The 24,497-nt window shown below is 76.2% G+C and carries 16 protein-coding genes; 3 read left to right on the top strand and 13 right to left on the bottom strand.

What is annotated here, in order from left to right; translation table 11 throughout:
- The 3 genes from FRAEUI1C_RS23710 to FRAEUI1C_RS23700 form a co-directional block, all read right to left on the bottom strand.
- Complete coding sequence (locus FRAEUI1C_RS23710; RefSeq protein WP_013425886.1) at positions 1 to 513, bottom strand: hypothetical protein; 513 nt, start codon at positions 511 to 513, stop codon at positions 1 to 3.
- 183 nt (positions 514 to 696) lie between these two features.
- Complete coding sequence (locus tag FRAEUI1C_RS23705) at positions 697 to 1,599, bottom strand: crotonase/enoyl-CoA hydratase family protein (RefSeq protein ID WP_232425101.1); 903 nt, start codon at positions 1,597 to 1,599, stop codon at positions 697 to 699.
- Between the two features lie 71 nt (positions 1,600 to 1,670).
- The gene (locus FRAEUI1C_RS23700) at positions 1,671 to 2,171 is read right to left on the bottom strand and encodes a protein-tyrosine phosphatase family protein (RefSeq protein WP_232425100.1); all 501 of its coding nucleotides are present in this window, start codon (positions 2,169 to 2,171) and stop codon (positions 1,671 to 1,673) included.
- A gap of 175 nt (positions 2,172 to 2,346) precedes the next feature.
- On the opposite strand from FRAEUI1C_RS23700, the gene FRAEUI1C_RS23695 reads away from it, so the two are divergent.
- Entirely contained in the window at positions 2,347 to 3,351 is a 1,005-nt protein-coding gene (locus tag FRAEUI1C_RS23695) for an aldo/keto reductase (RefSeq protein ID WP_013425883.1), read from the top strand.
- Positions 3,352 to 3,362: 11 nt separating this feature from the next.
- On the opposite strand, the gene FRAEUI1C_RS23690 is transcribed toward FRAEUI1C_RS23695, so the two are convergent.
- The 4 genes from FRAEUI1C_RS23690 to fdhD form a co-directional block, all read right to left on the bottom strand.
- Positions 3,363 to 5,756: a serine/threonine-protein kinase gene (locus FRAEUI1C_RS23690; protein WP_013425882.1), complete on the bottom strand. Its 2,394-nt coding sequence runs from the start codon at positions 5,754 to 5,756 to the stop codon at positions 3,363 to 3,365.
- Positions 5,757 to 5,793: 37 nt separating this feature from the next.
- Positions 5,794 to 10,518 (bottom strand): nSTAND1 domain-containing NTPase, encoded by a 4,725-nt coding sequence (locus FRAEUI1C_RS23685; RefSeq protein WP_013425881.1) that lies wholly within the window; start codon positions 10,516 to 10,518, stop codon positions 5,794 to 5,796.
- A gap of 228 nt (positions 10,519 to 10,746) precedes the next feature.
- Positions 10,747 to 11,295: an Ntn hydrolase family protein gene (locus FRAEUI1C_RS23680; RefSeq protein ID WP_013425880.1), complete on the bottom strand. Its 549-nt coding sequence runs from the start codon at positions 11,293 to 11,295 to the stop codon at positions 10,747 to 10,749.
- Positions 11,296 to 11,314: 19 nt separating this feature from the next.
- Positions 11,315 to 12,184 (bottom strand): formate dehydrogenase accessory sulfurtransferase FdhD, encoded by an 870-nt coding sequence (fdhD, locus tag FRAEUI1C_RS23675; protein ID WP_071587962.1) that lies wholly within the window; start codon positions 12,182 to 12,184, stop codon positions 11,315 to 11,317.
- Between the two features lie 141 nt (positions 12,185 to 12,325).
- Here fdhD and FRAEUI1C_RS23670 point away from each other — a divergent pair, with 141 nt between their 5' ends.
- The gene (locus FRAEUI1C_RS23670; RefSeq protein WP_013425878.1) at positions 12,326 to 13,804 is read left to right on the top strand and encodes a hypothetical protein; all 1,479 of its coding nucleotides are present in this window, start codon (positions 12,326 to 12,328) and stop codon (positions 13,802 to 13,804) included.
- A 12-nt stretch (positions 13,805 to 13,816) separates the two neighbouring features.
- Here the strand turns inward: FRAEUI1C_RS23670 and FRAEUI1C_RS23665 are convergent, their stop codons facing one another.
- The 3 genes from FRAEUI1C_RS23665 to FRAEUI1C_RS23655 all read right to left on the bottom strand — a co-directional run bounded on the left by FRAEUI1C_RS23665 (position 13,817) and on the right by FRAEUI1C_RS23655 (position 17,114).
- On the bottom strand, positions 13,817 to 14,545 hold the full coding sequence (locus FRAEUI1C_RS23665; RefSeq protein ID WP_013425877.1) for a hypothetical protein: 729 nt from the start codon (positions 14,543 to 14,545) through the stop codon (positions 13,817 to 13,819).
- A gap of 353 nt (positions 14,546 to 14,898) precedes the next feature.
- Positions 14,899 to 15,843 carry a DUF4097 family beta strand repeat-containing protein gene (locus FRAEUI1C_RS23660; protein WP_013425876.1) on the bottom strand — a complete coding sequence of 315 codons (945 nt, stop codon included), beginning with the start codon at positions 15,841 to 15,843 and terminating at the stop codon, positions 14,899 to 14,901.
- On the bottom strand, positions 15,831 to 17,114 hold the full coding sequence (locus FRAEUI1C_RS23655) for a sensor histidine kinase (protein ID WP_013425875.1): 1,284 nt from the start codon (positions 17,112 to 17,114) through the stop codon (positions 15,831 to 15,833). Before FRAEUI1C_RS23655 ends, FRAEUI1C_RS23660 begins: the two co-directional genes overlap by 13 nt.
- A 386-nt stretch (positions 17,115 to 17,500) precedes the next feature.
- On the opposite strand from FRAEUI1C_RS23655, the gene FRAEUI1C_RS23650 reads away from it, so the two are divergent.
- Entirely contained in the window at positions 17,501 to 19,963 is a 2,463-nt protein-coding gene (locus tag FRAEUI1C_RS23650; protein ID WP_013425874.1) for a CaiB/BaiF CoA-transferase family protein, read from the top strand.
- A 125-nt stretch (positions 19,964 to 20,088) separates the two neighbouring features.
- Here FRAEUI1C_RS23650 and FRAEUI1C_RS23645 read toward each other — a convergent pair whose 3' ends face one another.
- From FRAEUI1C_RS23645 to FRAEUI1C_RS23635, 3 genes are all read right to left on the bottom strand, one after another.
- Entirely contained in the window at positions 20,089 to 20,541 is a 453-nt protein-coding gene (locus FRAEUI1C_RS23645; RefSeq protein WP_013425873.1) for a VOC family protein, read from the bottom strand.
- Positions 20,542 to 20,818: 277 nt separating this feature from the next.
- A complete protein-coding gene (locus FRAEUI1C_RS40445) occupies positions 20,819 to 22,414 on the bottom strand; it encodes a class I SAM-dependent methyltransferase (protein WP_013425872.1) in 1,596 nt (531 codons plus the stop codon).
- 122 nt (positions 22,415 to 22,536) lie between these two features.
- Entirely contained in the window at positions 22,537 to 24,165 is a 1,629-nt protein-coding gene (locus FRAEUI1C_RS23635; protein WP_013425871.1) for a FadD3 family acyl-CoA ligase, read from the bottom strand.
- Positions 24,166 to 24,497 lie beyond the last annotated feature (332 nt).

Genomic DNA, 24,497 nt, shown 5'->3' with positions numbered 1-24,497 from the left:
TCAGGTGCCCCGGGTCCTGGTGAGGGCCAGCTCGCCGGCGCGGACCCGTTCGAGGCTGGTGGAGACCGCGTCGACGACCTGCGGCAGCGAGTGTGTCAGCTCGGCGGCGGACTCCTGGTAGCCGGGCAGGTCGGCGACTCCCGCCGCGCTGAGCAGTGCCATCGGGTCGGCCAGCCGGTCGCGCAGCCAGGAGACCGGGTCGCCGGTCAGGGCGCGGTCGAAGACCCGTTCGCCGGGCTCGTTGTCGGTCACCACCGGGTGGTGGTGCACCCGGTCGCGGCTGCCCGGTCCGCGCTCCACCGACTCCAGCAGGTCGACGCGCAGCAGCGACGTGTCGACGACGATCCGCTGCGAGGCGTAGATCGACCCCCGCCACGGCTGGGCCTCGACGAGCCGCAGCTCGACGCGCACCCCGCGCTCGGGCCCCTCCTGGCCGGGCGCCGGGTCCGGATCGACGAAGTACAGATCCCTGACCGTCACGGCCAGCCGGTCGAAACAGAAGACGCTCAGCATCCGGGCACCCCTCCAGGTCTAGTGCCGAATCTGACAAGGCTGCCCTCGCCGGAGACCGGCAAGATCTCTGTTTCCGCCCTCGCGTGGCTGTAACCGCGGCGGTTTTGTGACCACCTGAGGGCCAAAACGGCGATCAAGCCGGCGGGACGGCGTCGCCGGACCGGGCACCCCTTCTCTCCAGGTCTAGGTACCAGTGAAGACGGGTTCGCGCTTCTCCAGGAAGGCGACCGGGCCCTCCACGGCGTCCTTCGAGCGCATGACGGCGCCGCCCTGGCGCTCCTCGATGCCGAAGGCGTCCGGCTCGGGCAGTGTCTCCGTCTCGCGCAGGGTCGCGAGGATGGCGCGCACCGCCAGCGGGCCGTTGCGGGCGATCCGGTCGGCGATCTCGCGGGCCTTGGCCAGGGCCTGCCCGTCCGGCACGACGTGGTTGATCAGGCCGAGCTCGTGGGCGCGCCGCGCGGTCAGGTCCGTGCCGGTCAGCAGCATCTCCGCGGCGACGGCGTAGCCGATCTGGCGGCGCAGCCGGACCGCCGAGCCCGCCATCGGGAACAGCCCGCGCTGCACCTCGGTCACCCCGAACACGGCGCTCTCGCCGGCGACCCGGATGTCCGTGCCCTGCAGGATCTCCGTGCCGCCGGCCCTGGCGAAGCCCTCGACGGCCAGGATCACCGGCTTCGTCGGGCGGTACCGCTTCAGGTAGGCCTTCAGCGAGATGCCCGGGTCGTCCTGCAGGCGGATGATCCACTCGTTGTCCCGGACGCCCTGGCGCAGCCGGATGATCTCGCCCAGGTCCATGCCGGCACAGAACGTGCTGCCCGTCCCGGTGAGGATCGCGACCCGCAGCGAGTCGTCCTCGTCGAGCTGGCGCCAGGCGTCGTAGAGCCGGCAGAGCACCTCCGCGTTGGTGGCGTTCCGCTTCGCCGGCCGGTTCAACGTCACCGTCAGCACGGCGCCCTCAGCCTCGACGAGCACCAGCGGCTCGGTCGCCTCAGCGGGCGACACCGGCTCGGTGGCCCCGGCGGGCGACACCGGCTCCGCGACCGACTCGAACAACGGGTCCTCCCAGTGAACTAGAACACGTTCCACCGACTGGGTCGGACGATAGGCGACGGCGGCCTGGCCCACAAGGGGATCACCGGGACGCGGCAGGGCCGGGCTCACTCGGGCCGGGCGGCCTCGGTGAGCGCGGCGAACCACCGGACCCAGCGGCGCTGGCCGGGGGTCTCGACGGCGCGGGGCCGGTAGTGGCGACGCGTCCAGGCGACCGCGTCCTCGGCGGGGTGACCGGCGAGGATCGCCATGCAGGCGAGCACGGTGCCGGTCCGGCCGGTGCCGCCCCGGCAGGCGACCTCGACGCGGCGGCCGGCGCGGGCCAGCAGGTAGGCCTCGCCGATCGCCTGGGCGGCGGCGTGCGGGTCGCGCGGGGTGCGGAAGTCCGGCCAGTCGAGCCATACCGCGGGCCACTCGGCCTCGCCGTCGGTCGCCGCGTCCTCGGGCTGGCCGGACGGCCGCGCCGACCGGCGTGGAATCCCGCCCGCCCGTCCCAGATAGAGGCCGTGCTCCGGGTGCGGCCCGTCGGGCAGGCCGTCCCGCTGGCCCCGCCCCCGGATGTGGGTGCCGTCCGGCAGCCGGATGACTCCGCTCAGCGGCGCGCTCACGTGCACAGTATGCAATTTGGCCATCTGTCGTCCTCGTCCGGACCGGCGGGCACCGGCCGGGCGCAGCGCCATCCGTGCCCGCGCCGACCCGGTGGGCGACCTGGTTGCGCCGATTCGCGCGCACATGGTCGCGCGTCGGACAGCGTCGGGCCACGGAGCTGTGTTGACTGTGTCCATGCGGTATGTGACAGGGCTTGACGCGGTCAAGAGCTCGAAGAAGATCTCGAAGATCGGGCTGGGAACCTGGCAGTTCGGGTCGGGGAACTGGGGCTACGGCCCGGACTACGCCCGTCGCGAGGCGCATCAGATCCTGCGGCGCGCGCTCGAGCTGGGGATCACCGTGATCGACACCGCGGAGATCTACGGGATGGGCGCGAGCGAGCGGATCGTCGGCGCCGCGCTGCGGGACGCCGGCGAGGAGCTCGCCGAGACCGCCTTCCTCGCGACGAAGATTCTCCCGGTCGTCCCGGTGGCCTCGGTCGTCGAGCAGCGCGGCCTCGCCAGCGCCCGGCGCCTCGGGGTCCGCCGGCTCGACCTCTACCAGATGCACCAGCCGAACCCGGTCATCAAGGACGGCCCGGCGATGCGCGGCATGCGCGGGCTGCGCGAGGTCGGGCTGATCGACCACGTCGGCGTCTCGAACTACTCGCTCACCCGCTGGCAGGCGGCCGAGACGGCGCTGGGCGGGCCGGTGCTGTCCAACCAGGTCGAGTACAGCCTGGTGCACCGGGCCCCGGACGAGATCCTGATCCCGTACGCCCAGCGGGCCGGCCGGCTGATCATCGCCTGGAGCCCGCTGGCGCAGGGCCTGCTCTCCGGCCGGTACGACGTGACGAACCAGCCCGCCGGCAAGGTCCGGATCGGCAACCCGCTGTTCCTGACCGAGAACCTGGCCAGGGTCACCCCGCTGCTGGACGTGCTGCGCGAGGTGGCGGCGGCGCACGACGCGAGCTGCGCGCAGATCGCGCTGGCCTGGGTGATCCACAACCCGTGCGTGATCGCGATCCCGGGCGCCTCCAGCGTGGCCCAGCTCGAAGCCAACGCCGCGGCCGCCGAGATCGCGCTCAGCGACGACCAGTTCGCCGCGCTCACCGACGCGGCGGCCCGGTTCACCCCGCTCACCGGCCCGTCGGCCTGGGCCGCCATCGCCACCCAGCGGATCCCGCAGCTCTCGCGCTGAACGCGGGGCCCTCAGCGGGGGCCGGTGGCCGCGAGCGCGCCGACGGTGCCGTCCGGGCGCAGCACCGTGATCCGGCCGTCCGCCGCGCCGGTCGCCAGGATCGTTTCTCCGTCGCCGGCTGGCCAGACCGCCAGCGCGTGGGGCCCCGAGGACGACGGCCACGGGGCCGCGGCGGCGGGCACGGGCCTCGGCCGGGTGGCGGTCGGCCCGCCGGCGCGGCCGGCCGGCGCCTGACCAGCCGCGCCGTCCAGCGCGAGGACTGTCAGCCGGCCGGCCACGCTGTCCGCGACGACCAGCTGGCCCCGCGCCGTCACGGCGAGCGAGGCGGGTGCCGTCAGCCGTGGTCCGGTGCCGTCCCAGGAAGTGGTCAGCGGGTCGCCCGGCGCCTGGTACCGGCCGCCGGTGACGGTGAGCAGCTGTCCGGCGAGGGTGACGGCGCGGACGCGGCCGTTGCCGGTGTCCGCGATCAGGACCCGCCCGTCCGGCGTCGCGAGCACCGCCGACGGGCGCAGCAGCCGGGCCCTGGCCGCCGGGCCGCCGTCGCCGGAGTCGCCGGGCTGCCCGCCGCCGGCCAGCCACTCGGCGCGGACCTGATCGGCCGCCGGCCCACCAGCGGCCCGCCCGCCGCCCGCGTGCCCGCCGGCCGGCGGGGCACTGGCTGGCGGGGCACTGGCTGGCGGGGCACTGGCTGGCGCGGCAGCGGCCGGTGCGGCGCCGGCCAAGGGAAGGCCGATCCGCAGCACTCGGTGGTTGCCGGTGTCGGCGATCAGGAGGCGCCCGGCGGCATCGACGGTGAGGCCACGGGGGCCGCGCAGGACGAGCTCCGCCGGGTCGAGGCTGGTCCAGCGGCGCGGCTCCGCGCCGTCCGGCCGGGCCCTGGCCGCGCCGCCGGCGACTGTCTCGACCAGGTCGGCGCCGACGTCGACCCGCCGGATCAGGCCGTTGCCGCTGTCGGCCACGAACAGCGCGCCGTCCGGGCCGACGGCGAGGCCGGTCGGGGTGTCGATCCGGGAGCGGCTGGCGGAGCCGGTGTCGCCGGAGAAGCCCGCCTCGCCGGTGCCGAGCACCGGCCACGCGCCGGCATCCGGCCCGATCCGCAGCACGACGTGGCGGGCCGGGACGCTGACGTAGACCGCGCCGTCCGGCCCGACCGCGAGGCCGTGCGCGCCCGGCACGACGACGGGCAGCGGCGCGGCCCGACGCCGCCCGGGCAGCCGCGGCCCGGTACGCGAGCGGGTCCCGGTGGCGCCGAGCGGGCCGTGCCGCCCGTCGGCGAGCACGACCACGAACGGCGCGCCGGCCGGCTGGTCGGTGCCGGAGCCGCCACGCCTCGGCGGGGGAACGGGGGTGGCGGGCGGCGTGGCCGTCGCGGCGTCCGGGTCCGCCCGCCGCTCGGGTTCGGCGAGTTCCGCGCTCGGAGACGCCGGTGCCGACGTCCGCTGGTCCGCCGGGTCGAGCGGCCGGGTGGCGGTGCCAGCGTGGTCGGGCAGGGACAGTCCTGACGAGTCGGGCGTCGCGGGAGAGCGCAGCCGTGGGTCGGTGTAGACCGGGACGGCCGCGCGGGCTGGCCAGTCCGGGCCGTAGAGGCCGGCGGTCGCGGCGAACAGCTCGGCCGCGAACTCCCGGCCGGTCCGCTGCCGCTCGGCGGGGTCCTTGCGCAGCGCCCGCAGGACGACGTCCGCGATCGGCGCCGCCACCCGGCCGGTGAGCGGCGGCGGCGGTTCCTCCCGGTGCGCCCGGCGCAGCTCGGCGAGGTCGCCGCGGAACGGGGGCGCCCCGGTGAGCAGCTCGTACAGCGTGACGCCGAGCGCGTAGACGTCGCTGGCCGGCGAGACCTGACCGCCGTCGAGCTGCTCCGGCGGGGCGTAGGACGGGGTGGCGACGTTCGTGCTCCTCCCCTCGCCGGAGCCGAGGATCTTGGCGATGCCGAAGTCGGCGACCTTGAAGGTGCCGTCGGTCGCGACGAGCACGTTGTGCGGCTTGATGTCGCGGTGCACGACGCCGCGGGCGTGCGCCACCCCGAGGGCCGCGCCGACGGCGACCCCGGCGGCGCAGGCGTCGTAGATCGTGCGGCTGGCCCGGCCGAAGTAGCCGCCGAGCGTCTCGTGCAGGCGCTCCATGACGAGCAGGTGCAGCTCGCCGTCGCTCTCGAAGTTGTAGACCTCGACCAGATGCGGGTGGCGCAGGTTCGTCAGCAGCCGGGCCTCGGCGCGCAGGCGGCCGGCGAGTTCCGCGCGGGCGCCGGCCGGCAGGTCCGGGTTGCGCCCGTCGATGCGCTTGATGGCGACCAGCTGCCCGATGTCCCGGTGCCGCCCGCCGAGCACGACGCTGAACGCCCCGCTGCCGAGCACCTCGGTGATCTCGTAGACCCCGTGCAACAGCGCTTCTTCACGCTCGAACGCCACCGTGCTCCCGTCGCGACCCGCGCCCCGCCCCGCGGCGCTACGCGGCGCCGCACGGGCGAGCGTAGGGGACGCCGTTGAGGTAGGTGTCCCATTCCTCCCGGGTGATGACGTCCCCGAGTCCCGCGCACAGCCGGTTCAGGTCCTGGCCGATGTCGAGGTCGTAGAGCGACGCGACGGCGTAGTTGCGCCCGACCACGAGGTACCGGCCGCCGCCGAGGAACGACGCGAACGTGAACGGGTAGTTGAGCCCGCGGATCGCCGGGAGCGACAGCGTCCAACGCGGGTCGGCCGGGTTGGTCACGTCCCAGACCCGGATGTCCTCGGCGCCGCCGGCCACCAGCGCCCGGCCGTCCGGGCTGAAGATGATGGCGAGCACCTGGAACGCCTGGCTGGTGGACGTGCCGGCGACCCGGGGCCTGGCCGGGTCGGCCACGTCGACGAGGCGGACCCGGTTGTCCTGGCCGCCGAGCGCGACGATCGCGCCCTTCGGGCTGAAGGCCACCGCGTTCTGCCCGGCCGGCAGCGTCAGCGTCCCGGTGGGGCCACCGGCCAGACCGCGCCCGACGTCCCAGATCTTGAGGACCTTGTCGTTGCTCGTCGAGGCGAGCCACCTGCTGTCCGGGCTGAACGCGACCCGCACCAGCCCGGTCGACTTGTGCGCCGCCGGCTGCCGGCCGATCAGCTTCGGCGCGGTCCGCGTGGTGATGTCCCAGAGCTCCAGGCCGCCCGGTGTGCCGATCGCCAGACGCCGGCCGTCGGGGCTGAGCGTGACGTCCGTGGTGGTGCCGGCGGTCCGCGGGATGCTGGCCAGCGGCGCGATCTTGGCCGGCGGGTCGCTGCGCGTGCGGCTGGGCCAGCGGGCGATCGCGGCGTCGGAGACGTCCCAGAGCGTCACCCGGTCCGAGGCGGCGACCGCGAGCAGCCCGGACCGTGCCGCGAGGTCACCCGCGAAGGGCGCATAGGCGCTGCCCGCGGTGAGATCCGCCGCGGTCCGCAGCGTGGGAGCGGGCAGGTGGCCGGGGTCGGGCGCGAAGTCGTAGATCTCCAGCGTGTCCAGCGAGGTCACCAGCGCGATCGAGGTGTTCGAGCGGGGGAAGAGGAACTGCGGGACCTCGCCGCCGGCCGCGATCCCGTCGTTCCAGCGGGCCCACCGCAGCGCGCCGTCGCTGCCCGCGGTGACGATCCAGTGGTCGTCGCGGGGGTCGGCCGCGAACGACCACGGCGTCGACGGCTGCGGCAGCGTGTAGAAGGCCGCGACGTCGTTCTTGCTGGTCGGCGTCGGCACCAGGTAGCTGAACTCGCCCGGGCGGAAGAGGGACAGGCCGACGCCCGCGCCGGCCTCGACGACCCCGAGGGTCTGGCCGTCGACGTACCCCAGCGACGACACCTGGGTGTTGTTCGCAGCAAGCGTCGTCGCCGGGGTGGCCGCCTTGCCGTCGACGGTGAACCGCAGGACGTCGTCGTAGCTGGTACCGACGGCGAGCTCGCGGCCGGTCGGGCTGAAGGCGACGGCACGGATGTCCGAGGTCGCCGCCGTCGCGGCCGGCGGCGTGGCCAGGGTCTGCAGCTGGAGCGGGCTGGCCGCGTCGGTGACGTCCCAGAGGTAGGCGTAGCCGTCCTCGCTGCCGGTGACCAGCAGCGTGCCGTCCGGGTTGAACGCCAGGGCTCGCACCTGCTCGGCGCTGCCGTTCAGCGTGCTGAGCAGGCGGGGCGCGCCCGGCACGCCGACGTCGTAGAGCCGGACCGCCGAACCGCCGTAGCCGCCGACGGCCAGCACGTCGCCGTGGGCGCCGAAGGCGAGGGCGAACACGCCACCGCCGTCGAGGGGCGCGGTCGGCAGCGTGTCGCGCAGCACTGGGGCCGCCGGGTTGGTGACGGTGTAGATCTTGACGTCGCCGTTGGCGGTGCCGACGGCGAGCAGCCGGCCGGTGTCGTCGAAGGTCACCGACTTCACGGCGTGGGTGCTCTTGGCGTCGCCCTGGCGCAGCTCGCCGCCGAGCGGGCGGACGGCCGGCAGGTGGGTGACGTCCCAGAGCTTGACCATGCCGTCGTCCGACCCGCTGGCGACCACCCGGCCGTTCGGGCTCCAGGCGACCGTGCCGATCGAGCCGTCGTGCGCGTGCAGCAGCCGCACCGGCGACGACGCGCCGAGGATCGCCGTCTTCGCGTCCGGCGTGTCGGCGGTCCGGTCCGCGGCGATCGCGAGCTGGGCGGCGACCTCGGAGTTGTTGGCGGCCACCGTCTCGGCGACACCCGCGATGTGCGCTGACAGCGCGGTCGCGTTCGCGGTCACGGCCGCGTTCTCGGCGGTCCGCGCGGCGGCGCGGCGGTTGAAGGCGAACACGGACGTGCCGGTCGCGACCAGGACGAGCACGGTGAGCGCGGCCACCAGGGACCGCAGCCGCCGGGTGCGCCGGCGGGCCTGCTCGGCCTCGGCGCGCTCCCGGTCGACGGAGGCGTCGTAGAACTCGGCGGCCGGGCTGGCCAGGGTCCGGCGCCGGCCGCCAGCCTCGACCCAGTCGCGCGCGCCGGTCAGCCGTTGGCCGCGGATGAGCAGGGACGGGTCGCGGCCGTGGCTCTCCCACTCCTGGCCGCCGTCGTCGAGGCGCTGGCGGACCAGCGCGCCGGCCCGGTCCAGCTCGACCCACTCCCGCAGCCGCGGCCAGGCCCGGACCAGCGCCTCGTGGGTGAGCTGGACGCGGTTCTCGTCGGCCTCGACCAGCCGGCCGCGGATCAGCGCGTCCAGCACGGCGGGTGCCCCGGGGGCCGAGACCTCGGCCAGCAGCGCCGCGCGCGGCCGGGGGCGCCTGGTCGCCTCGCCGACCTCGCCGACGCGGACCAGGCCGAGCAGCAGGCCGTGCGCTGTCTCCTGGCCGGCGGCGTCCAGGCCGGTGAACCAGTCGTCGGCGGTCTTGGCGAGCGCGCCGCCGAGCCGGCCGACCGCGCGGTAGGCGTCGACGGTCAGCGTCCCGGCGGCGCGGCGCTCCCAGGTGGCCCGCAGGGCGTGCGCGAGCAGCGGCAGCGACCCGGAACCGGCGTCGCCGGCGTCCTCGTCGGCCGCCAGGTCGTCGAGGATCAGCTCGACGAGCGCGGGGGAGACGGTGAGCCCGACGGCGGTCGCCGGCCGGACCACGGCCGCGCGGATCTCCTCGCGGCGCATCGGCCCGACGACGACCTGGCCGCGCGCCAGCGCGTGGGCCAGCTCCGGGTAGCCGACGCAGCGCAGGTAGAAGTCGCCGCGCACCGCGAGCAGCACGACGGCGGGCGCCGGCTCGCCGGCCGGTCCCGGAGCCGCGAGCGCGGCCAGCGCCGCGACGAAGCCGGCCCGCTGCGCCTCGTCGCCGCCCAGGGTGTCGCCGCCCAGGGTGTCGCCGGCCAGGGTGTCGCCGGCCAGGGTGAACGTCTCCTCGAACTGGTCGACCGCGACGACCAGCCGGGCCCGCGGCGGCTCGGCGGTGGGTTCCACCGAGTCCGCCGGGCCCGGCGGCGTCGTCACGGCCGGGTCGTACGGAGCGGCGGCGCGGGCCACCAGGTCGACGACGATCTGCGCGAGCCGGCGCGGATCGGTCCGCACGGCGTCTCTGATCACCCCGGCGAGCCCTGGTGGGGCGATTGCCTCGGCGACCCGGGCGGCCAGCTCGTCGAGCGGGCGCTCGGTCGGGGTGAACAGCACCTGGGGCCCGGCGGCCACGGCGCGGCCCAGCTCGCCGCGGCGCAGCGCCGGGAGCACGCCGGCCCGCAGCACCGAGGACTTCCCGGCGCCCGAGGCACCGACCAGCACCAGCGGCCCCGCGTCCGCCGGCCGGTCCCGCAGCGCGGCGAGCACCTCGGCGACGGTCTCCGCCCGGCCGAAGAAGTACCGCTCCGAGCCGGCGTCGAACGCGGCGAGGCCCGGGTAGGGGGAGGCCACCGGCGCCAGCTCGGCCGCGGCGGGCACCGGCCCGGCGGGCGCCGGGTCCGCGAGCAGGACCGTCGCCTCGGCCCGCCCCGCGTCGGTCCTGGTGACCCGGGCGAGGTTGCGCGCGAGCGGGGTCTCGCCGGCGGCCGGCCCGGCCAGGTGGGTCGCGCTGACGACGCCGGCCGCGGCCAGCCGCCGGTGGGCCGTCGCGAACACCCCGCCGACGGTCAGCTGCTCGGGGCCGTCCGGGTCGCCAGCCGTCAGCAGCTGGTCGACGGAGGCGACGGCCGGCGGGAGCGGCCCGGCGCCGAAACCCGGTCCGCCGGGGCTGACCGCGACCAGCAGCTCCAGCTCGTCGCCGTAGCGGCCGGCGACCTCGGCGAACCCCGCGGCCAGGTCCTCGTCCGGCCTGGCCGTGACCGCGGAGTCGGAACCGAGGCGCCACCCGTCCACCAGCACGACCCTGCGCCGGGCCGGGGAGGCGGCGGTCAGGGCCAGCAGCTGGCCGAAGCGCAGCGTCCCGGACCGCTCGGCGTCGGGCCCCGTGCCGACGACCAGCAGCGGCTCACCACCGTCCGGCGGCGCCACCGGGCCGAGCCAGCACACCAGCAGGACGTCGCGGGGGACCGTGCCCGCCAGGGTGAGCGCCATCGCCACGTCGACGGCCGTGCGGGGCGCGTCGACGAGCTGCACGCGGCTCTCGGCCAGCGCGCCCGGCCCGATGAGGCCGCGGCGCAACGCGTCGGCGCCGCGCCGGGCGGTCGCGACGACCTGCGCCGCGCCCGGCTCCGGGGGCCGGCCCGGACAGATGATCAGTGCCTGGGAGTCCGCCGGCAGGCCGGTCGGACCGAGCGGCTGCTGCACCCCGCGCCCCCTGTGGGCCGTCTGATGAGCTGTGGGCCGTCTGATGACGTGGTCGCGCGGGGCCGTCGCGGCGGGCCCGGCTCCGCGGGACCGCTGTGCCGGCCCGGTCACGGAGTGCGCAAATCCCATTCTGGCGAGCATTTCGCGCCTGGCTAGGGGGATTTCGGGCCCGACCGGACCTTTGTCAGGATGCCGACACGGCCCGCGGCCACGGCCCGTCGACCGTGCTCAGCCGACCGGCTGGTCCGGGTCCCAGACGAGGTGGAACGGCGCCCGGACGTCGGTGGAGTGGTGCGCCGCGGCGGCCAGCGCCTTGCGGACCCGGTAGTCGGGCGGCTGGTCGGCGGAGGTGTGCAGCGAGCCGCGCGCGAAGTCCTCGCCGGCGCCGACCGCCTGGTAGTCGTCGACGCTGCGGCCGATCTGGAAGTCCGAGTCGATCCGGTAGAGCCGGCCCTGGATGCCGACGAGGAACTGGCCGCCGCTCTCGTTGCCCGAGTCGTTGCGGGCGTAGCCGCCGTCGCGCAGGCAGTCGCGCACCGCGGCGACGAACTCGGTCGCCATGAACCGGTCCAGGTCCCAGGTGTGCGGCATCGGCGGGACCAGGCTGTACCGCAGCAGCTGGCCCATCCGGAACGAGTCGGTGAAGCCCATGATGTAGGCGCCGTTGCGGAAGACCTTCGTGTCGGCCCGCACGGTCACCGACCACCCGGCGACGCCGGCGCTGTCGCCGCCGATCACGACCCGCCCGTTGTACTCCACCCCGACGATGCAGGTCACGTTGGCGGACTCTATCGGCTCATCTGGCGGGATGTGCGCCGATTTCGGGACGACTGGTCACGCTGACGACCCGCTCGGCGCCGGCGTAGACGTTCATCGAGTCGCCGCGCAGGAAGCCGACGAGCGTCATCCCGCTCTCGGCCGCGAGGTCCACCGCGAGCGCCGACGGCGCCGACACCGCGGCGAGCAGCGGGATCCCGGCCAGCAGCGCCTTCTGGGTCAGCTCGAACGACGCCCGGCCGCTGACCAGCAGCACCCTCCCGCGCAGCGGCAGCAGCCCGGCCCTGGCGGCGGCGCCGACGACCTTGTCGACGGCGTTGTGCCGGCCGACGTCCTCCCGGACCAGCTCGAGACGCCCCTGTTCGTCCACGAGCGCGGCGGCGTGCAGCCCGCCGGTCGTCGCGAACAGCCGCTGCGCCCGGCGCAGCGCCGCGGGCAGGCCGGCCAGCGTCGCGGCCTCGATCCGCAGCGGGTCGTCGGCGACGGCGTACCGGGAGCGCAGCCGGATCGCCTCGATGCTCGCCTTGCCGCACAGCCCGCACGAGCTCGTCATGTAGAACGAGCGGGCAGCGGCGGCCAGGTCCGGCTCGGGCACCGCGGGGTCAAGCACCAGATCGAGCACGTTGTACGTCTGGCGGCCGTCGTCATCGGTGCCCGCGCAGTACCGCATCGCCCGCACGTCGTCGCCGGAGCCGATCAGCCCCTCGCCGACGAGGAAGCCGACCGCGAGGTCCATGTCGTCCCCGGGCGTGCGCATGGTGACGGCGAGCGACCTGCCCGCCAGCCGCAGCTCCAGCGGCTCCTCGCCCGCGACCGTGTCGACCCGCTGGTCCGGCGCGGCCCCCACGGTCACCCGCACCACCCGCCGCCGCGTGCTCGCCCGTCCCATGCCTCCACTGTGCGCGCCGGTCGATCCGCGCGTCCGTCGACCTGCGGGTCCGCGCCCCAGGCCGGCGCTGTGGTCTGGTCGTCGCGATCATGAAGGTTGGGGGATCGGCGCGCCCACGCGTGCGACACTGCGCCCGTGGCGATGACCGGCTCCCGAGGCGCGGCGGTCCCGGCGGACCCGCCGGCGCTGGGCGGGGCCGGCGTGGCGGACCTGTCCGGCCGGCTCGCGGCGGGCGACCCGACCGCGCTCGCCGACGCCTACACCCGGTTCTCCGACCGCCTGCTGGAGGTCGCCGCCGGGCACGCCCAGGCGGACGGGGCCGCCGCGGTGCGGGCCGTGCTGGCCCGGCTGTGGGAGCACCCGCTGCGCTACCCGGCGGGTGACGACGCGCTCGCCGCCGCGCTGGACGCCGCGACCAGCCAGTACGTCGCCGAGCAGCCGGCCCGCGGCGCCGAGCGCGTCGAGGTCCGCGGGCCCGGCCCGGCCCGCCGGCCCCGCCCGCGCCTCCCGGGCCCGCTGACGGGGCCGACCCGGTCGGCGGACGACGACGCCGCCGACCCGCGGGTCGAGCTGCTCGCCACCGCGCTCGCCTACCGCCCCGCGGTCGCCGCCACGCCGCCCTACGCGGCGCCGTTCGCGGCCTGGACGGCGACGGTCGACCGGGTGCTCGCCGAGCTGAGCGTGCTCGACTGGGACCGGCCGACCGGCCATGACGGCCGCACCCCGCGCGAGGTGGTCGCCCGGCTGGCCGGCCTGGACGCGGCCCTGGCGACCGCGATCGGGATTCCCGTCGCGGGCGCGCTCGCCCAGCCCGGCGCGGATCCGGCGGCCGAGGGGATTGTCCCGGCGATGGCCCGCCAGGCCGGCTCCGGCGCCACGGCCGGTCGCCAGGCCGGGCCGGCCGGCGCGGGGACGGGTGGCGGTGCCCGGCCCGACGGGGTGGTGGGCGGCTCGGCACCGGTCCGGCCGGCCGCGTACTGGCCGGCCGTGTTCTGGCCCCCGGTGTTCTGGCCGCCGGTGCTGCTGTGGCGCACCTGGCATGAGGGCGCCCGCGGGCTGTGCGCCTGGCTGGCCGGGCGTGAGCCGGAGGCGGCCAAGACCCCGGTCGACGCGTTCGGCTGGACCGCGCCCGTCGAGGATCACCTCGTCAGCCGGATGCTCGGCACCTGGCTGGACGGCTCCGCGATCGCCGCGGCGGCCGGGGTGCGGCTACCCGCGCTGCGCGCCACCGAGCTGCGGGCCGCGACCCGGCTCGCGCTCGGGCGGGTGCGCTGGCCCGGCGGCCCGGACGGTGCGGGGAGCGATCCGGCACCGCTCACGCTGGCCCTGACCCGGGTCGACCCGACGGGTCAGCCCGCCGCCGGCCGGCCCGGCGGCGCCGTGGTCGTCGGCCGCTGGCTGGTCGGCCCCGGCCGGGAACCGCTGGCCCTGCCCTCCGACGGCCCCGCCGGCTCCCAGCCGCCGCCCGGTGGCGAGGTCTGCCTCGACGTCGTCGACTTCTGCCTGCTGGCGACCGGCCGGCGCGGCCCGGTGGAGACCGCGGCGGACGGCGTCCTCACCGCCAGCCCGGCGGCCGGGCGCGCCCTGCTCGCGGGCATGGCGGCGGTCCTGCCCGCCTGACGGGACCGCGGCTCAGGCCTCCTCGGCCCCGGACCGCAGGGCCGCCGAGTCGAGCGCGGCGTCCAGGGCGACCCGGTCGAGCTCGGTCCGCGCGACCGGCATCGCGACGGCCTGGACGACCTGGTCGGGCGGCCGCTGCCGGCGGTCGCGCTGCGGCCGGTAGATCTCGGCCGGCACCATCGGCCGGGCCGAGGCCGCGTCGGCCAGCTCCCGCCAGCCGATGTCGGCGCTGGAGTAGGCGAGCTCCGCGAGCCGGCACACCGCGAGCACCTGGGTGAGGCACTCGACCTGGCCGACCGCGTCGTCGACCCCGTAGTGGGCGGCGTAGAGCGCGTCCCAGGCACGTTCGGCGTGCTCGCCACGCTCGTCGTCGTCGCACAGCCAGCCGAGACCGCGCCCCTCCAGCACGGCCCGGACCCGCTGGCGGGCGCCCCGGCCGGCGCCACCCGCGGGCGGCTCACCGGCCAGCAGCGTGGTCAGCTGGCCGTGCGGCGTGGCGATGGCGCCCAGCACCTCCAGGTCGAGCCGCTGGTACCACCGCCGGGCGGCGTCCGGATCGACGAGCTCGGCCGCGATCTCGGCGAGCCGGACCCGGCCGGGCCCGGTCTGGGCGCGCGGGTCGGCGAGGAAGAACCGGCGGCCCAGGGCCGACCGGTCGGATGGGCGCGGCGCCTCTCGTGACGACGCGCGGATTGCTTGATCTGGGTCTACCTGGTGTTGCGAACCGCGGTCGTCAGGCATCCGACCACCTATACGTTCCAGGGCCACCGGAGGCGGAGGGCTTTCCCGCATCCTTCGGGCTGGCCAGCAGGCGTCCCGTGCGTGGGCACAATGTCCGTGGGCACAATGTCGGCGGCCGGTTCCGGTATCGCCCCCGACCCGGCGCCGGTACGGGAATCGTAGTGCGCCGCAGTGGCCGATCGGCGAACCCCATTGGTGTCCTGTATCCGACAGCTGCGGCCCTAAAACGCGATTCGGGCGTAAACGGCGACCACCCGCCGGGCCGGCGATCACCGCGAACGGCGGCCTGGCCCACCGGGAGGCGCCCGTCGCTCGCGGTGCTCCGGCGGCATCGGAACGGCACGGGGCGACGGTCACGGCCGCTGGTCGGCGGGAGCGTAGACGACGGAGGCGTTGCCCGAGCTGGTTCTCGCCGTGATCCGGCGCCGGGCGGTCGGGTCGGTGCGGACCCCGACCGTCCGGTCGCCGGACGACGTGTGCACCGACACCAGGTAGGGCGACGGGCCGTCCGGCACGGCGACCCGTACGTCGCCGCTCGACGTCGTCGCCGTCACGTCGTCGGGGATCGCCGTCAGCCGCAGCGAGACGTCGCCCGACGACGAGTGCGCGTACACCGACGTGGCGGCGAGCCCGGTCGCCCGTACGTCGCCGGACGAGGTGCTCAGCCGGGCCGTGCCGGTGCCACCGGAGGTGATGACGTTGCCGGAGGACGTGGCGAGGTCGACCGGGCCGCGCAGGTCGGTCGCCCGGATGTCGCCGGACGACGAGCGGGCCACCACGGTGACGCCGGCCGGAACGGTGATCCGCAGGGTCGCGCCGCAGCTGAGCGTGAAGTTCCAGCCGCAGTGGGCGCTCACCTTCGCCGTGCCGCCGGAGACGTCGACCTTCAGCCGGGGCGCGCGGATCGTGCTGGTCAGGTGCGCGTCGACGACGGCCGGCCCGCTGGCGACGCCGGTCAGGATCACGTTCCCGCTGGATGTGTTGATCTCCAGCCGGGTGACCGACGCGGGCAGGACGGCGTGCTGGTCGACCTTGTCCCGACCGGTCGTCCAGTTCATCGCCTGGCTTCCGGCGAACGCGGCGAACCCCAGCGCGAGCACGGTTCCCAGGACGAGCAGGATGACGCGGGCCCCGGGGTGACCGGCGTCCGAACGGGCCGTCGGCGGCTGGTCGCCGCCAGACCCGCCGCCGTCTGGCCCGGTGAGGGCCGTCGCGGTGGTGGCCGGCGCGGTCGAGAGGTCGGCCATCGCGCTGTCTCCCTCGGAGGCGGGACCGGTGGGCGGGGTCAGTTCTGGCATGGCAGGTCCAGCCGTAGGGTCGTGCCGGTTCCGGGGGCGCTGGTGACGGAGAACGAGCCGTCGACGGCCAGCGCCCGGTCCCGCAGGCCGGACAGGCCGGATCCGCCGGCCTCCCTGGCCCGGCCGGTGCCGTCGTCGCTGACCTCGACCTCCAGCCGGTCACCGACGCGGCGAGCGACGATGCGGGCCGTGTCGGCCGCGGCGTGGCGGGCGATGTTCGTCAGAGCCTCGGCGACAAAGAAGTAGGCGACCGCCTCCACCTCGGCGGACGGCCGCGGCGCCACCGCGACGTCCAGGGTGACGGGTACCGGGCAGCGCGCGGCCAGACCGGGCAACGCCCCGTCGAGGCCGCGGTCGGTGAGCACCGCCGGGTGCAGGCCCCGGGCGAGGTCCCGCAGCTCGACGAGGGCACGCTTGGTCTCGGCGTGCGCCTCGGCGAGCAGGCCGCGGGCGCCGTCGGGGTCGGCCGCGAACCGTTCCTGCGCCCGCCCCAGCGTCATCGCGACGGAGACGAGCCGCTGCTGGGCCCCGTCGTGCAGGTCGCGCTCGATCCGGCGGCGCTCGGCCGCGGCGGCCGTGACCATCCCGGCCCTGCTCGCCTCCAGGTCCGCCACCCGCCGGGTCAGCGCCTCGCTGTCGCGCGGGCAGAGCATCCGGCGGGCGATGGCGAGCTCCAACGCGGTCAGGCCCCGGGCCAGCCACGGCGCGGCGACCAGCGCGAGCACCCCGGCGACGACGTGCGCGGCCACCGCGCCGCCGTAGCCGAGGTCGACGCCGACCACCTCGTCGGGCCCCCCGAGCCGGTGCCCGTAGGCGGGGAACAGCAGGAACGCGACCGCGCCGCCCCAGAACGTCGCGACCACCCAGCCGCCCACCCAGCCCACCAGCGGCAGCACGAACAGCGCGTAGACGGTCTCCAGCCAGCTGCCGCCGGTACGCAGCCGGGCCCACATCCGCGACCAGGCCCGGCCCAGCCGGCCGGAATCCGGCGACGCGGCCGGCGGCACCGGGCGCAGCGGCAGCCGCTCGCCGAGGTAGGCCGCGTACCGCCAGGACTCGAACCGGGCGAACTGGTGCGCCAGCGCCAGCGCCAGCCAGAGCAGCGGCAGCCCGATCGGGATGAGCCAGACGGTGGACGCGCCGGCGACGACGAGGGTGAGCACGAGGGCGAAGCTGAACGTCCCCAGCAGCGCCGTCTGGGCGCTGAACATCGTCGCCAGCCAGGCGCGGCGCCCGAACGTCGCCCGCAGCGCCGTGCCGAGCGCGTTCATCGGTCCCACCTGCCGGCCCGGGCTGCCCGGGCGGGTGTCCCCAGGCGGGCCCTCGCCCGCCGCGGACCTGATCGCGTCGTCATCTCGTTCGCGTCCCGCTGTTCTCGCCGTCGAGCGGCGCGTCGTGCGCCGCCGCGTCCCGTTGCCCGGGACGTTGTGTCGACCGTAGATCGGTTCGCGCGCCGGGACGATCGCGCAGACCCACCAATCCCTACTGGGGATAACCCGACCCGCGGGCCTGCGGCCGGCCTTCCACGCCGGCCTGGCGGTGCCGCCCGCCGGGCGGATTCGGATGCCGGACGTCGCGTTCGTTGATACGAACAGAGCCTGTACCAGGCAGATGCGAACAGAGCCTGTACCAGGCACGAAGCCGAGGACGGTGGCGCATGGCGACGGTGGCGGCTGGCCCGGGCGACGGGTTACCGGCGGGGGAGCGGCCCGCGGCGCTGGCCGGCGTGCGGGTGCTCGAGGCGTCCGTGACGCGGGCGGGCCGGATCGCCGGGATGCTGCTCGCCGACCTCGGCGCGCAGGTCGTCCGCGCCGACCTGGCGACGGCCGGCGGCCCCACGGCCGGCGGTTCCACCCTGGCTCCCTCGGCCTACGCGGGCGGGTCAGAGCCGGTCCTGCCTGAGGACCTCTGGTGGGACCGGGGGAAGCGGATCGTCCGGATGGGGCCGGCCGACGCGGCGCGGCTGGCCGGCGGAGCCGACGTGCTGCTGGTCGACCAGACCCCAGCCCGGCTGGCGGCGCTGGGCCTGACCGCCGCCGAGCTGGCCAGCGGGTACCCGCGGCTGTGCCCGGTCTGGCTGCCGCCCTACGGCGAGCACGGCGAGTGGGCCGAGGTCGCCGAGGACCCGCTGCTGCTCGCCGCGCTCGGCGGTGTCGCCGCCCGCAACCCGGCGACCTGGGACTGTCCCGTCGCGCCGGTGACGGCCACGACGACGCACCTGCACGGCGCGCTCGGCGCCGCGGCCGCCATCGCCGCGCTGCTCGGGCGCCGCCGGGACGGTGGCCGCGGCCACGGCGTCACCGTGAGCGGCCTCGACGCTGCCGCGGCGCAGCTCGGGATGATGACCCAGGTCGGCCTCGACGTCCCGGTGGTGCGCGGCTCCAAGACCACCGGGAAGGGCGTCCCCTACTGGCGGAACTACCAGACGTCCGACGGCCGCTGGCTCTACCTGGCCGCGCTCGTCCCGGAGATCTTCATCCGCGCGCTGGACGCGATGGACCGGATGGACGTCCTCGTCCAGCCCGGGGTCGACGGCGACTGGAACCGGCTCCAGGTCTGGGAGCAGGGCGGCAAGCTGGTCGTCGACGAGCTGGTCGCCGAGTTCCGCCGCCGGCCGCTGGCCGAGTGGCTGGAGCTGTTCGCCGCCCACGACGTCCCGTGCGCGCCGATCGCCAGGCGGGCCGAGTGGGCCGGCCGCGACATCGTCGCCGCGAACCACGCGTTCGTTCGTCGTGAGCACCCGGAGGTCGGTCCGGTCACCCTGCCCGGGTTCCCCGTCGATCTCACCCGGACCCCGGCCGTCCCCGGAGCCTTCCCGGTCCCCGAGGACCTGCCGGCCGGCGGTGAGCTGTGGCCCGATGCCCAGCCCGGGCAGGACGGCCCGGCCACCGACGAGGCGCCGTCGGCGGGACGGCTGCCACTGTCCGGGATCCGGGTCGTCGACCTGTCCTCCTACCTGGCCGGGCCGCTGATCGGGGAGATCCTCGCGGACTGGGGCGCGGACGTCGTCAAGGTCGAGCCCCCGGACGGTGACCCGTTCCGGGTGTTCCCGATGTCGGTCCTGGTCGCGAGCCAGCACAAGCGGTCGGTCGCCCTCGACATCGGCGCCCCCGGCGGGGCGGACGTGCTGCTGCGGCTGCTGCGTGGCGCGGACCTGTTCGTCGAGAACATGCGGCCGGGCCGGATGGAACGGGCCGGGCTCACCCCCGAGCGGGTGCTGGCCGGCAATCCGGGCCTGGTGCGCTGCTCGGTCTCCGCCTACGGCCACGCGGGCGAGTACGCCGACGCACCCGGCTTCGACCCGGTGTTCCAGGCGCTGTCGGGCCTCGCCGACGCGCAGGGCGGCGACGACGACCCGGTGCTGACCCCGATCCCGCTGAACGACACGGGGACCGGTGTGCTCGGCGCGCTGTCGGCGCTGGCCGCGCTCTACGCCCGCGGCCGCGACGGCGCCGGAGACCGGCTCTACCTGTCGCTGGCCAACACGGCGACCTTCCTGCAGTCGCCAGAGTTCACCGACTACGCGGGCCGCCCGCCGGCCCCGCGTGGCCGCGCCGACTTCCCCGGCCCGACGGCCGGCCACCGCTACTACCAGTGCGCCGACGGCTGGCTCGCGGTGGCCGCCATCACCGCCGCCCAGGTCGCCGGGCTGGTCGACGCGGCCGGCCTCCCGGCCGGCCTCCCGGGCGGCGCCGAGGGCGGCGACGACGAGCTGGCCGCGGCCCTCGCGGCGGCACTCGCCCACCGGTCGGTGCGTGACACGGCCGGGGCGCTCGCCGCCCGTGGGATCCCTGCGGTTCCGGTCACCCTGGAGGACGAGCACGTCGAGGCCCCGCACCTGGTGGCCAACCGCTTCACCCATGTCGTGGCGGACCCGCGCTATGGCCGCTTCCACATCGCCCGCGGCTACGGGACCTGGGTACAGGACGCCGGCCGGCCACCGGCGCGCACGGTGCTCGTCGGCCACGACACCCGGCTGGTCCTGGCCGAGGCCGGCTTCCCACCAGCCGAGATCGAGTCCCTGCTCGCCGCCAAGGTCGTCGCCGGCATCGTCCTGCGCGACGTCCCGGCCGGCGAGCCCTGGGGCCCGCCCGCGCCACCCGCCGCCCGGCGGTCCTAGACGGCATCCCGCCGGCCACGATGGCCTTGACCGCGGTCTCGGCCCTGGCGTGGTCGTGGCGGGGACGTTTCCGTGACCATTCCAGGGCCCAAACGGCGATCATGGCCTGACGGGCGGCGTCAGGTCTACCGCTGCCGGGTTGGCGGACGATCTGGGGCGGCCTCGGCTGCCGGGCCGGGCATGAGGAACTCGATCCGGTTGCCGACCGGGTCGGCGACGTAGCAGTGCCGGTGCCCGGGGAAGTCATGGGCCCAGTCCAGGGGGACACCGGCGGCGGTGAGGCGCTCGGCGAACGCGTCGATGTCGTCGACCAGGATGGCCGGGTGGGCCTTGGTCGCGGGCGTGAAGTCGGCCGTGACGCCGACGTGCAGCTCGAAGCCCGGCCCGCGGAACCACGCCCCGCCCCGGGCCGCCATCGGCGCCGGCTTGGGCACCTCGGTCAGCCCGACCAGGCCGACCCAGAACGCTCGGCAGGCGTCCTCGACGCCCGCGGGCACCGCCAGCTGGATGTGGTGCAACCCGGTGACCCCGCCGGACGGGGGCGCGGCGGCGGTGCCCGCGCTGGTGCTGCTGGACATGCGGGCAGGCCTCCCAGAATCGGGTGTTCCCCGTCCCCGCAGCCTAGTGCCGCAACCGGAAGGGCTGACCCCGTCCCGAGCCACCAAGATCGCTGCTTCCGCCCTCCCGTGGCTGTACCCGCACCGGTTTTGTGACCATGCGAGGGCCAGGACAGAGATCAAGCCAATGGGCGGACCTCCCCGGGCCCGGGCCTGGGGCGTCTGCGTCCGATCCGCGCCGGTAGCTGGTTGACCGCGGTCCTTCGCGCGCGCAAGGGCCCGCCTCGGCGCGGCTCCCTCAGTCGGAGTGATGGTGGCGGTGCACCGGGCGGTGGCCGGCCACCTGGTAGAGGCGGGCCGCCCCGGTCGCTTCGGTGAGCTCGGCCCGCGACAGCGCGCCCAGCGCCTCGCGGAGCTGGTCGAGACGTTCGGCGGTGACGAGCCCGGCGCTCAGGGCCGTGCCGTGGGTGGCCTCCAGCGCCTCCTCGACCAGCCGCCCGGACGGGTCACCCGGCAGTGGCGAGCGCCTGACGTTCACCGTCACGTCCACCAGCCCGGCGGCGGTGAGCAGCGCCGGCAGCCGGGGCCCGATCATGGGGTCGCCGCCGTGGACGCGGATGGTCATCGCCATCAGGTCGAAGAACTCGGCGATGGCCGGGTTCGCCAGGACCGAGCCGGCGTTGGCGGCATAGCCGAAGTAGATGTCCTCGACGGCGACCACCCCGCCGGGGCGGACCGCGGCGGCCATCGCGCGCAGCGTCGCCACGGGTTCGGCCAGGTGCCCGAGCAGCAGCCGGCTGTAGGCCAGGTCGAAGCCCCCGCGCGCGACCGGCAACCAGCTGGCGTCGGCGTTCATCCAGGCGATGCGCGCGCCGACCCGGGTCGCGTTGTGCCGGGCCACGGCGAGCGACGCCGGGCTCGCGTCGATGCCGACGACCTGCCCGCCCGGCCGCACCCGGCCCGCCAACAGGATGCTGACCTGGCCGTGGCCGCAGCCGACGTCGAGGCAGCGCCAGCCTGGACGCACACCGAGGCTGGTCAGGAACGCCTCCGTCCCCGGCTCCAGCACCCGCGACTGGGCCGCCAGCCGGTGCGCGTCGGCCTCGCCGCCGTGCAGCGCGTACCCGACCTTCGGCCGCACGGACCGCGGGGTGGCCCCGTCGGCGTCGGTGTCCTCGCGTGGCGGCGCACCGGTGACCAGGCCCTCAGGCGGGACCGGTGGGACGGGTGGCGCCGACGGGGTTGGAGGGGCTGGTGGGGCTGGGGGGGCTGGTGGGGCTGACGGCGCCGAGGGCGGCGGCAGGGCGGTTGCCACGGGAGCCGGCGGGGCGGCTGCCGGCGGGGCGACCCGGTCGACGGTGATGCCGTTCGAAGGGGCGAGGTCGACGTAGCGCCCGGGGCCGCCCTCGGGCGGCTCGGTGACCCGGGAGCCGGACCCGGCCGGCGTGCCGCCGCCGGGCCGGTGCGGCGCGGCCGGCTCCGACGGCCGCGCCGGCCCCTGGGTCGTGGTCTGGTGGGTCGTGGTCTGGTGGGTCGTGGTCTGGTCGGCGAGCTTCGCGAACCAGGACCAGGCCCGCCCGGCGGCCCGGTCCGCCCGCCCGGCCAGGTCCGCGAGGTGCGGGTGGTCCGCGAGATGTGGGTGCTCGGCGCGGTGCGGGTGTTCCCGACGGGCGGGGTGCTCCGCCGGATAGGGCCGCTCGCCCGGGTAGGGGTCCGGCAACGCGGCGTCGGGTTCGGGCTCGGGGCTCGTCGGGTGACCGTCCGGCCGCTGGTAGGGGTCGCGGTCGCTGAGGTCCGTCCGGTCGACGCCATAGGGCCCCGGGCCGCTGGCCGGCCACGTGCGCGGCCCGGTCGCGCGGGTATGTGTCGTATCCCTGCCGGTCTGGTCCGCCATTTCGTCCCCCCCCGTGCACGGCAGACCTCATCGTCTGCCTGGCCACGGCGGTCCCGCCACCTGGGACGAGGCGGTCCCGCCCGGCGGGTCGGGCCGGCGGGCGGGTCACGCTGCCCGGTGGGTCAGGCCTGTCGGAGGGTGGCGGCCGCCCGGTCGCGCAGCTCGTAGCGGACGACCTTGCCGGTGGCGTTCAGCGGCAGCGCGTCGACGACCTCGACGTAGCGGGGCGCCTTGTAGTTGGCCATCCGGTCGCGCGACCACGCGATGATCTCGGCGGGGGTCGGCCGCGGCTGGCCGGTGCGCGGGATGACGTAGGCCATGCCGACCTCGCCGAGCCGCTCGTCCGGGACGCCGACGACGGCGACCTGGGCGATGGCCGGGTGCTCGGCCAGCATGCTCTCGATCTCCGCCGGGTAGGCGTTGAAGCCGCCGACGATGAACATGTCCTTCTTGCGGTCGGTGATCGCGATGTTCCCGCCGTCGTCCATGACGCCGATGTCGCCGGTCTTCAGCCAGCCGTCGGCGTCGATGGTCTCGGCCGTCGCGGCCGGGTTGTCCAGGTAGCCCGTCATGATGTTGAAGCCGCGCACGATGATCTCGCCGGGCTCGCCGCGGGGCACCTCGGTGCCGGCGTCGTCGACGACGCGGACCTCGATCCCGTCCAGCGCCCGGCCGGAGGTGCGGGAGACCAGCTCGGGGTCGTCGGTGTGCCGGCACATGGCGACGGTCCCGGTGGTCTCCGTGAGCCCGTAGCCGGTGACGACGGTCCGCAGGCCCAGGTCCGCCCGCAGCCGCCGGACGAGCTCGACCGGCACCGCCGCCGAGCCGGTGACGGCCAGCCGCCAGCTCGACAGGTCGTAGCCGGTCAGGTCGCTGTTGAGGATCGTCTGGTACACCGCCGGGGGCCCGGGCAGCATGGTGATCTTCTCGGTCTCGACCAGGCGCATCACGGCTGGCACGTCGAAGACCGGGTAGGGGACCAGCGTCGCGCCGACCAGCAGGCTCGCGAGCAGGCCGGCCTTCAGCCCGGCGGTGTGGAAGAACGGGTAGACGAGCAGGTAGCGATCCCCGTGGCCGAGGCCGATGACGTCGGCCCAGGAGGTGTAGAGCCGGGTCGACGGGCCGTGGGCGAGCATCGCGCCCTTCGGCTTCCCGGTCGTGCCGGAGGTGAAGATGATGTCGCTGACGTCGTCGCCGGTCAGCGCCGCCGCGCGGGCCGCGGTCACCTCGGCCGGGACGGTGGCGGCGCGGGTGACGAAGTCCGCCCACTGGGTGGTGGCGGGGCTGGCCGGGCCGTCGAGGACGACGACCTCACCGAGGGCTGGCAGGTCCGGCTCGGCGTGGATCGCCGCGGCGTAGTCCGTCGCGAGGAAGTCGGTCACGGTGAACAGGATCTTCGCGCCGGTCGCGCGCAGCAGGCCCGCGGCCTCGCCGGCCTTGAACCGGCTGTTCACCGGCACGAGGGTCGCGCCGGCCCGGTAGATGCCGAGCGCGGCCACCATCCAGCGGTGGCCGTTCGGCGCCCAGATCGAGACCCGGTCGCCGGGCTCGACGCCGCTGGCGACGAGCGCGCGAGCCGCCTCGTCGGCGGCCGCGGCGAGCTGGGCGAAGGTGAGGCGGGTGGCGCCGTCGACCAGGGCCTCGTCGGCCGGCCAGCGGCGGGCGGCTCGGTCCAGGACGGCCGGGATGGTCGGCGGGGGCGCCTCGTTGGTGGCCGAACCGTCGATGCCAGTGCGATCGGTGGTCGTCATGCTGCACTCCGCTTCGTCGCGATGGCTCGATGGTGGGCGGCAGAAGAATATACGTTATGCAATCTGGGGCCAATGCCTTCGGCGGAGCGGCCCGCTGTCTTCGGCGGAGCGGCCGGCGGGCGGCGCGGGCCGCCTGCGCCCGGTGGCCGACGGGCCACGGCCGGTGGGCGACGCCCGGCGGCGGCGGGACCGGGGCCGACGGGTGCGTGGCCGGCGGAAAGGCGCCGGGATCCGGTCTGGCGGTAAACGCCCCGAGGAGAGTTCGGGATGGGGCGGCGGCCCCGTCTGGCCATCTCGCCGGGGGCGCCAGGGCGCTGTTTCCCGATGGTTAC

Origin of the sequence: Pseudofrankia inefficax (assembly GCF_000166135.1) — a bacterium.
Classification (GTDB): domain Bacteria; phylum Actinomycetota; class Actinomycetes; order Frankiales; family Frankiaceae; genus Pseudofrankia; species Pseudofrankia inefficax.
This window is presented reverse-complemented; position numbering and strand designations above follow the sequence as displayed.

What these genes read in the sequence shown, in the direction of transcription:
- FRAEUI1C_RS23710 (WP_013425886.1), bottom strand. Translation starts at nt 513, where the DNA reads ATGCTGAGCGTCTTCTGTTTCGACCGGCTGGCCGTGACGGTCAGGGAT.
- FRAEUI1C_RS23695 (WP_013425883.1), top strand. Translation starts at nt 2,347, where the DNA reads ATGCGGTATGTGACAGGGCTTGACGCGGTCAAGAGCTCGAAGAAGATC.
- fdhD (WP_071587962.1), bottom strand. Translation starts at nt 12,184, where the DNA reads ATGGGACGGGCGAGCACGCGGCGGCGGGTGGTGCGGGTGACCGTGGGG.
- FRAEUI1C_RS23670 (WP_013425878.1), top strand. Translation starts at nt 12,326, where the DNA reads ATGACCGGCTCCCGAGGCGCGGCGGTCCCGGCGGACCCGCCGGCGCTG.
- FRAEUI1C_RS23665 (WP_013425877.1), bottom strand. Translation starts at nt 14,545, where the DNA reads ATGCCTGACGACCGCGGTTCGCAACACCAGGTAGACCCAGATCAAGCA.
- FRAEUI1C_RS23660 (WP_013425876.1), bottom strand. Translation starts at nt 15,843, where the DNA reads ATGCCAGAACTGACCCCGCCCACCGGTCCCGCCTCCGAGGGAGACAGC.
- FRAEUI1C_RS23655 (WP_013425875.1), bottom strand. Translation starts at nt 17,114, where the DNA reads ATGAACGCGCTCGGCACGGCGCTGCGGGCGACGTTCGGGCGCCGCGCC.
- FRAEUI1C_RS23650 (WP_013425874.1), top strand. Translation starts at nt 17,501, where the DNA reads ATGGCGACGGTGGCGGCTGGCCCGGGCGACGGGTTACCGGCGGGGGAG.
- FRAEUI1C_RS23645 (WP_013425873.1), bottom strand. Translation starts at nt 20,541, where the DNA reads ATGTCCAGCAGCACCAGCGCGGGCACCGCCGCCGCGCCCCCGTCCGGC.
- FRAEUI1C_RS40445 (WP_013425872.1), bottom strand. Translation starts at nt 22,414, where the DNA reads ATGGCGGACCAGACCGGCAGGGATACGACACATACCCGCGCGACCGGG.
- FRAEUI1C_RS23635 (WP_013425871.1), bottom strand. Translation starts at nt 24,165, where the DNA reads ATGACGACCACCGATCGCACTGGCATCGACGGTTCGGCCACCAACGAG.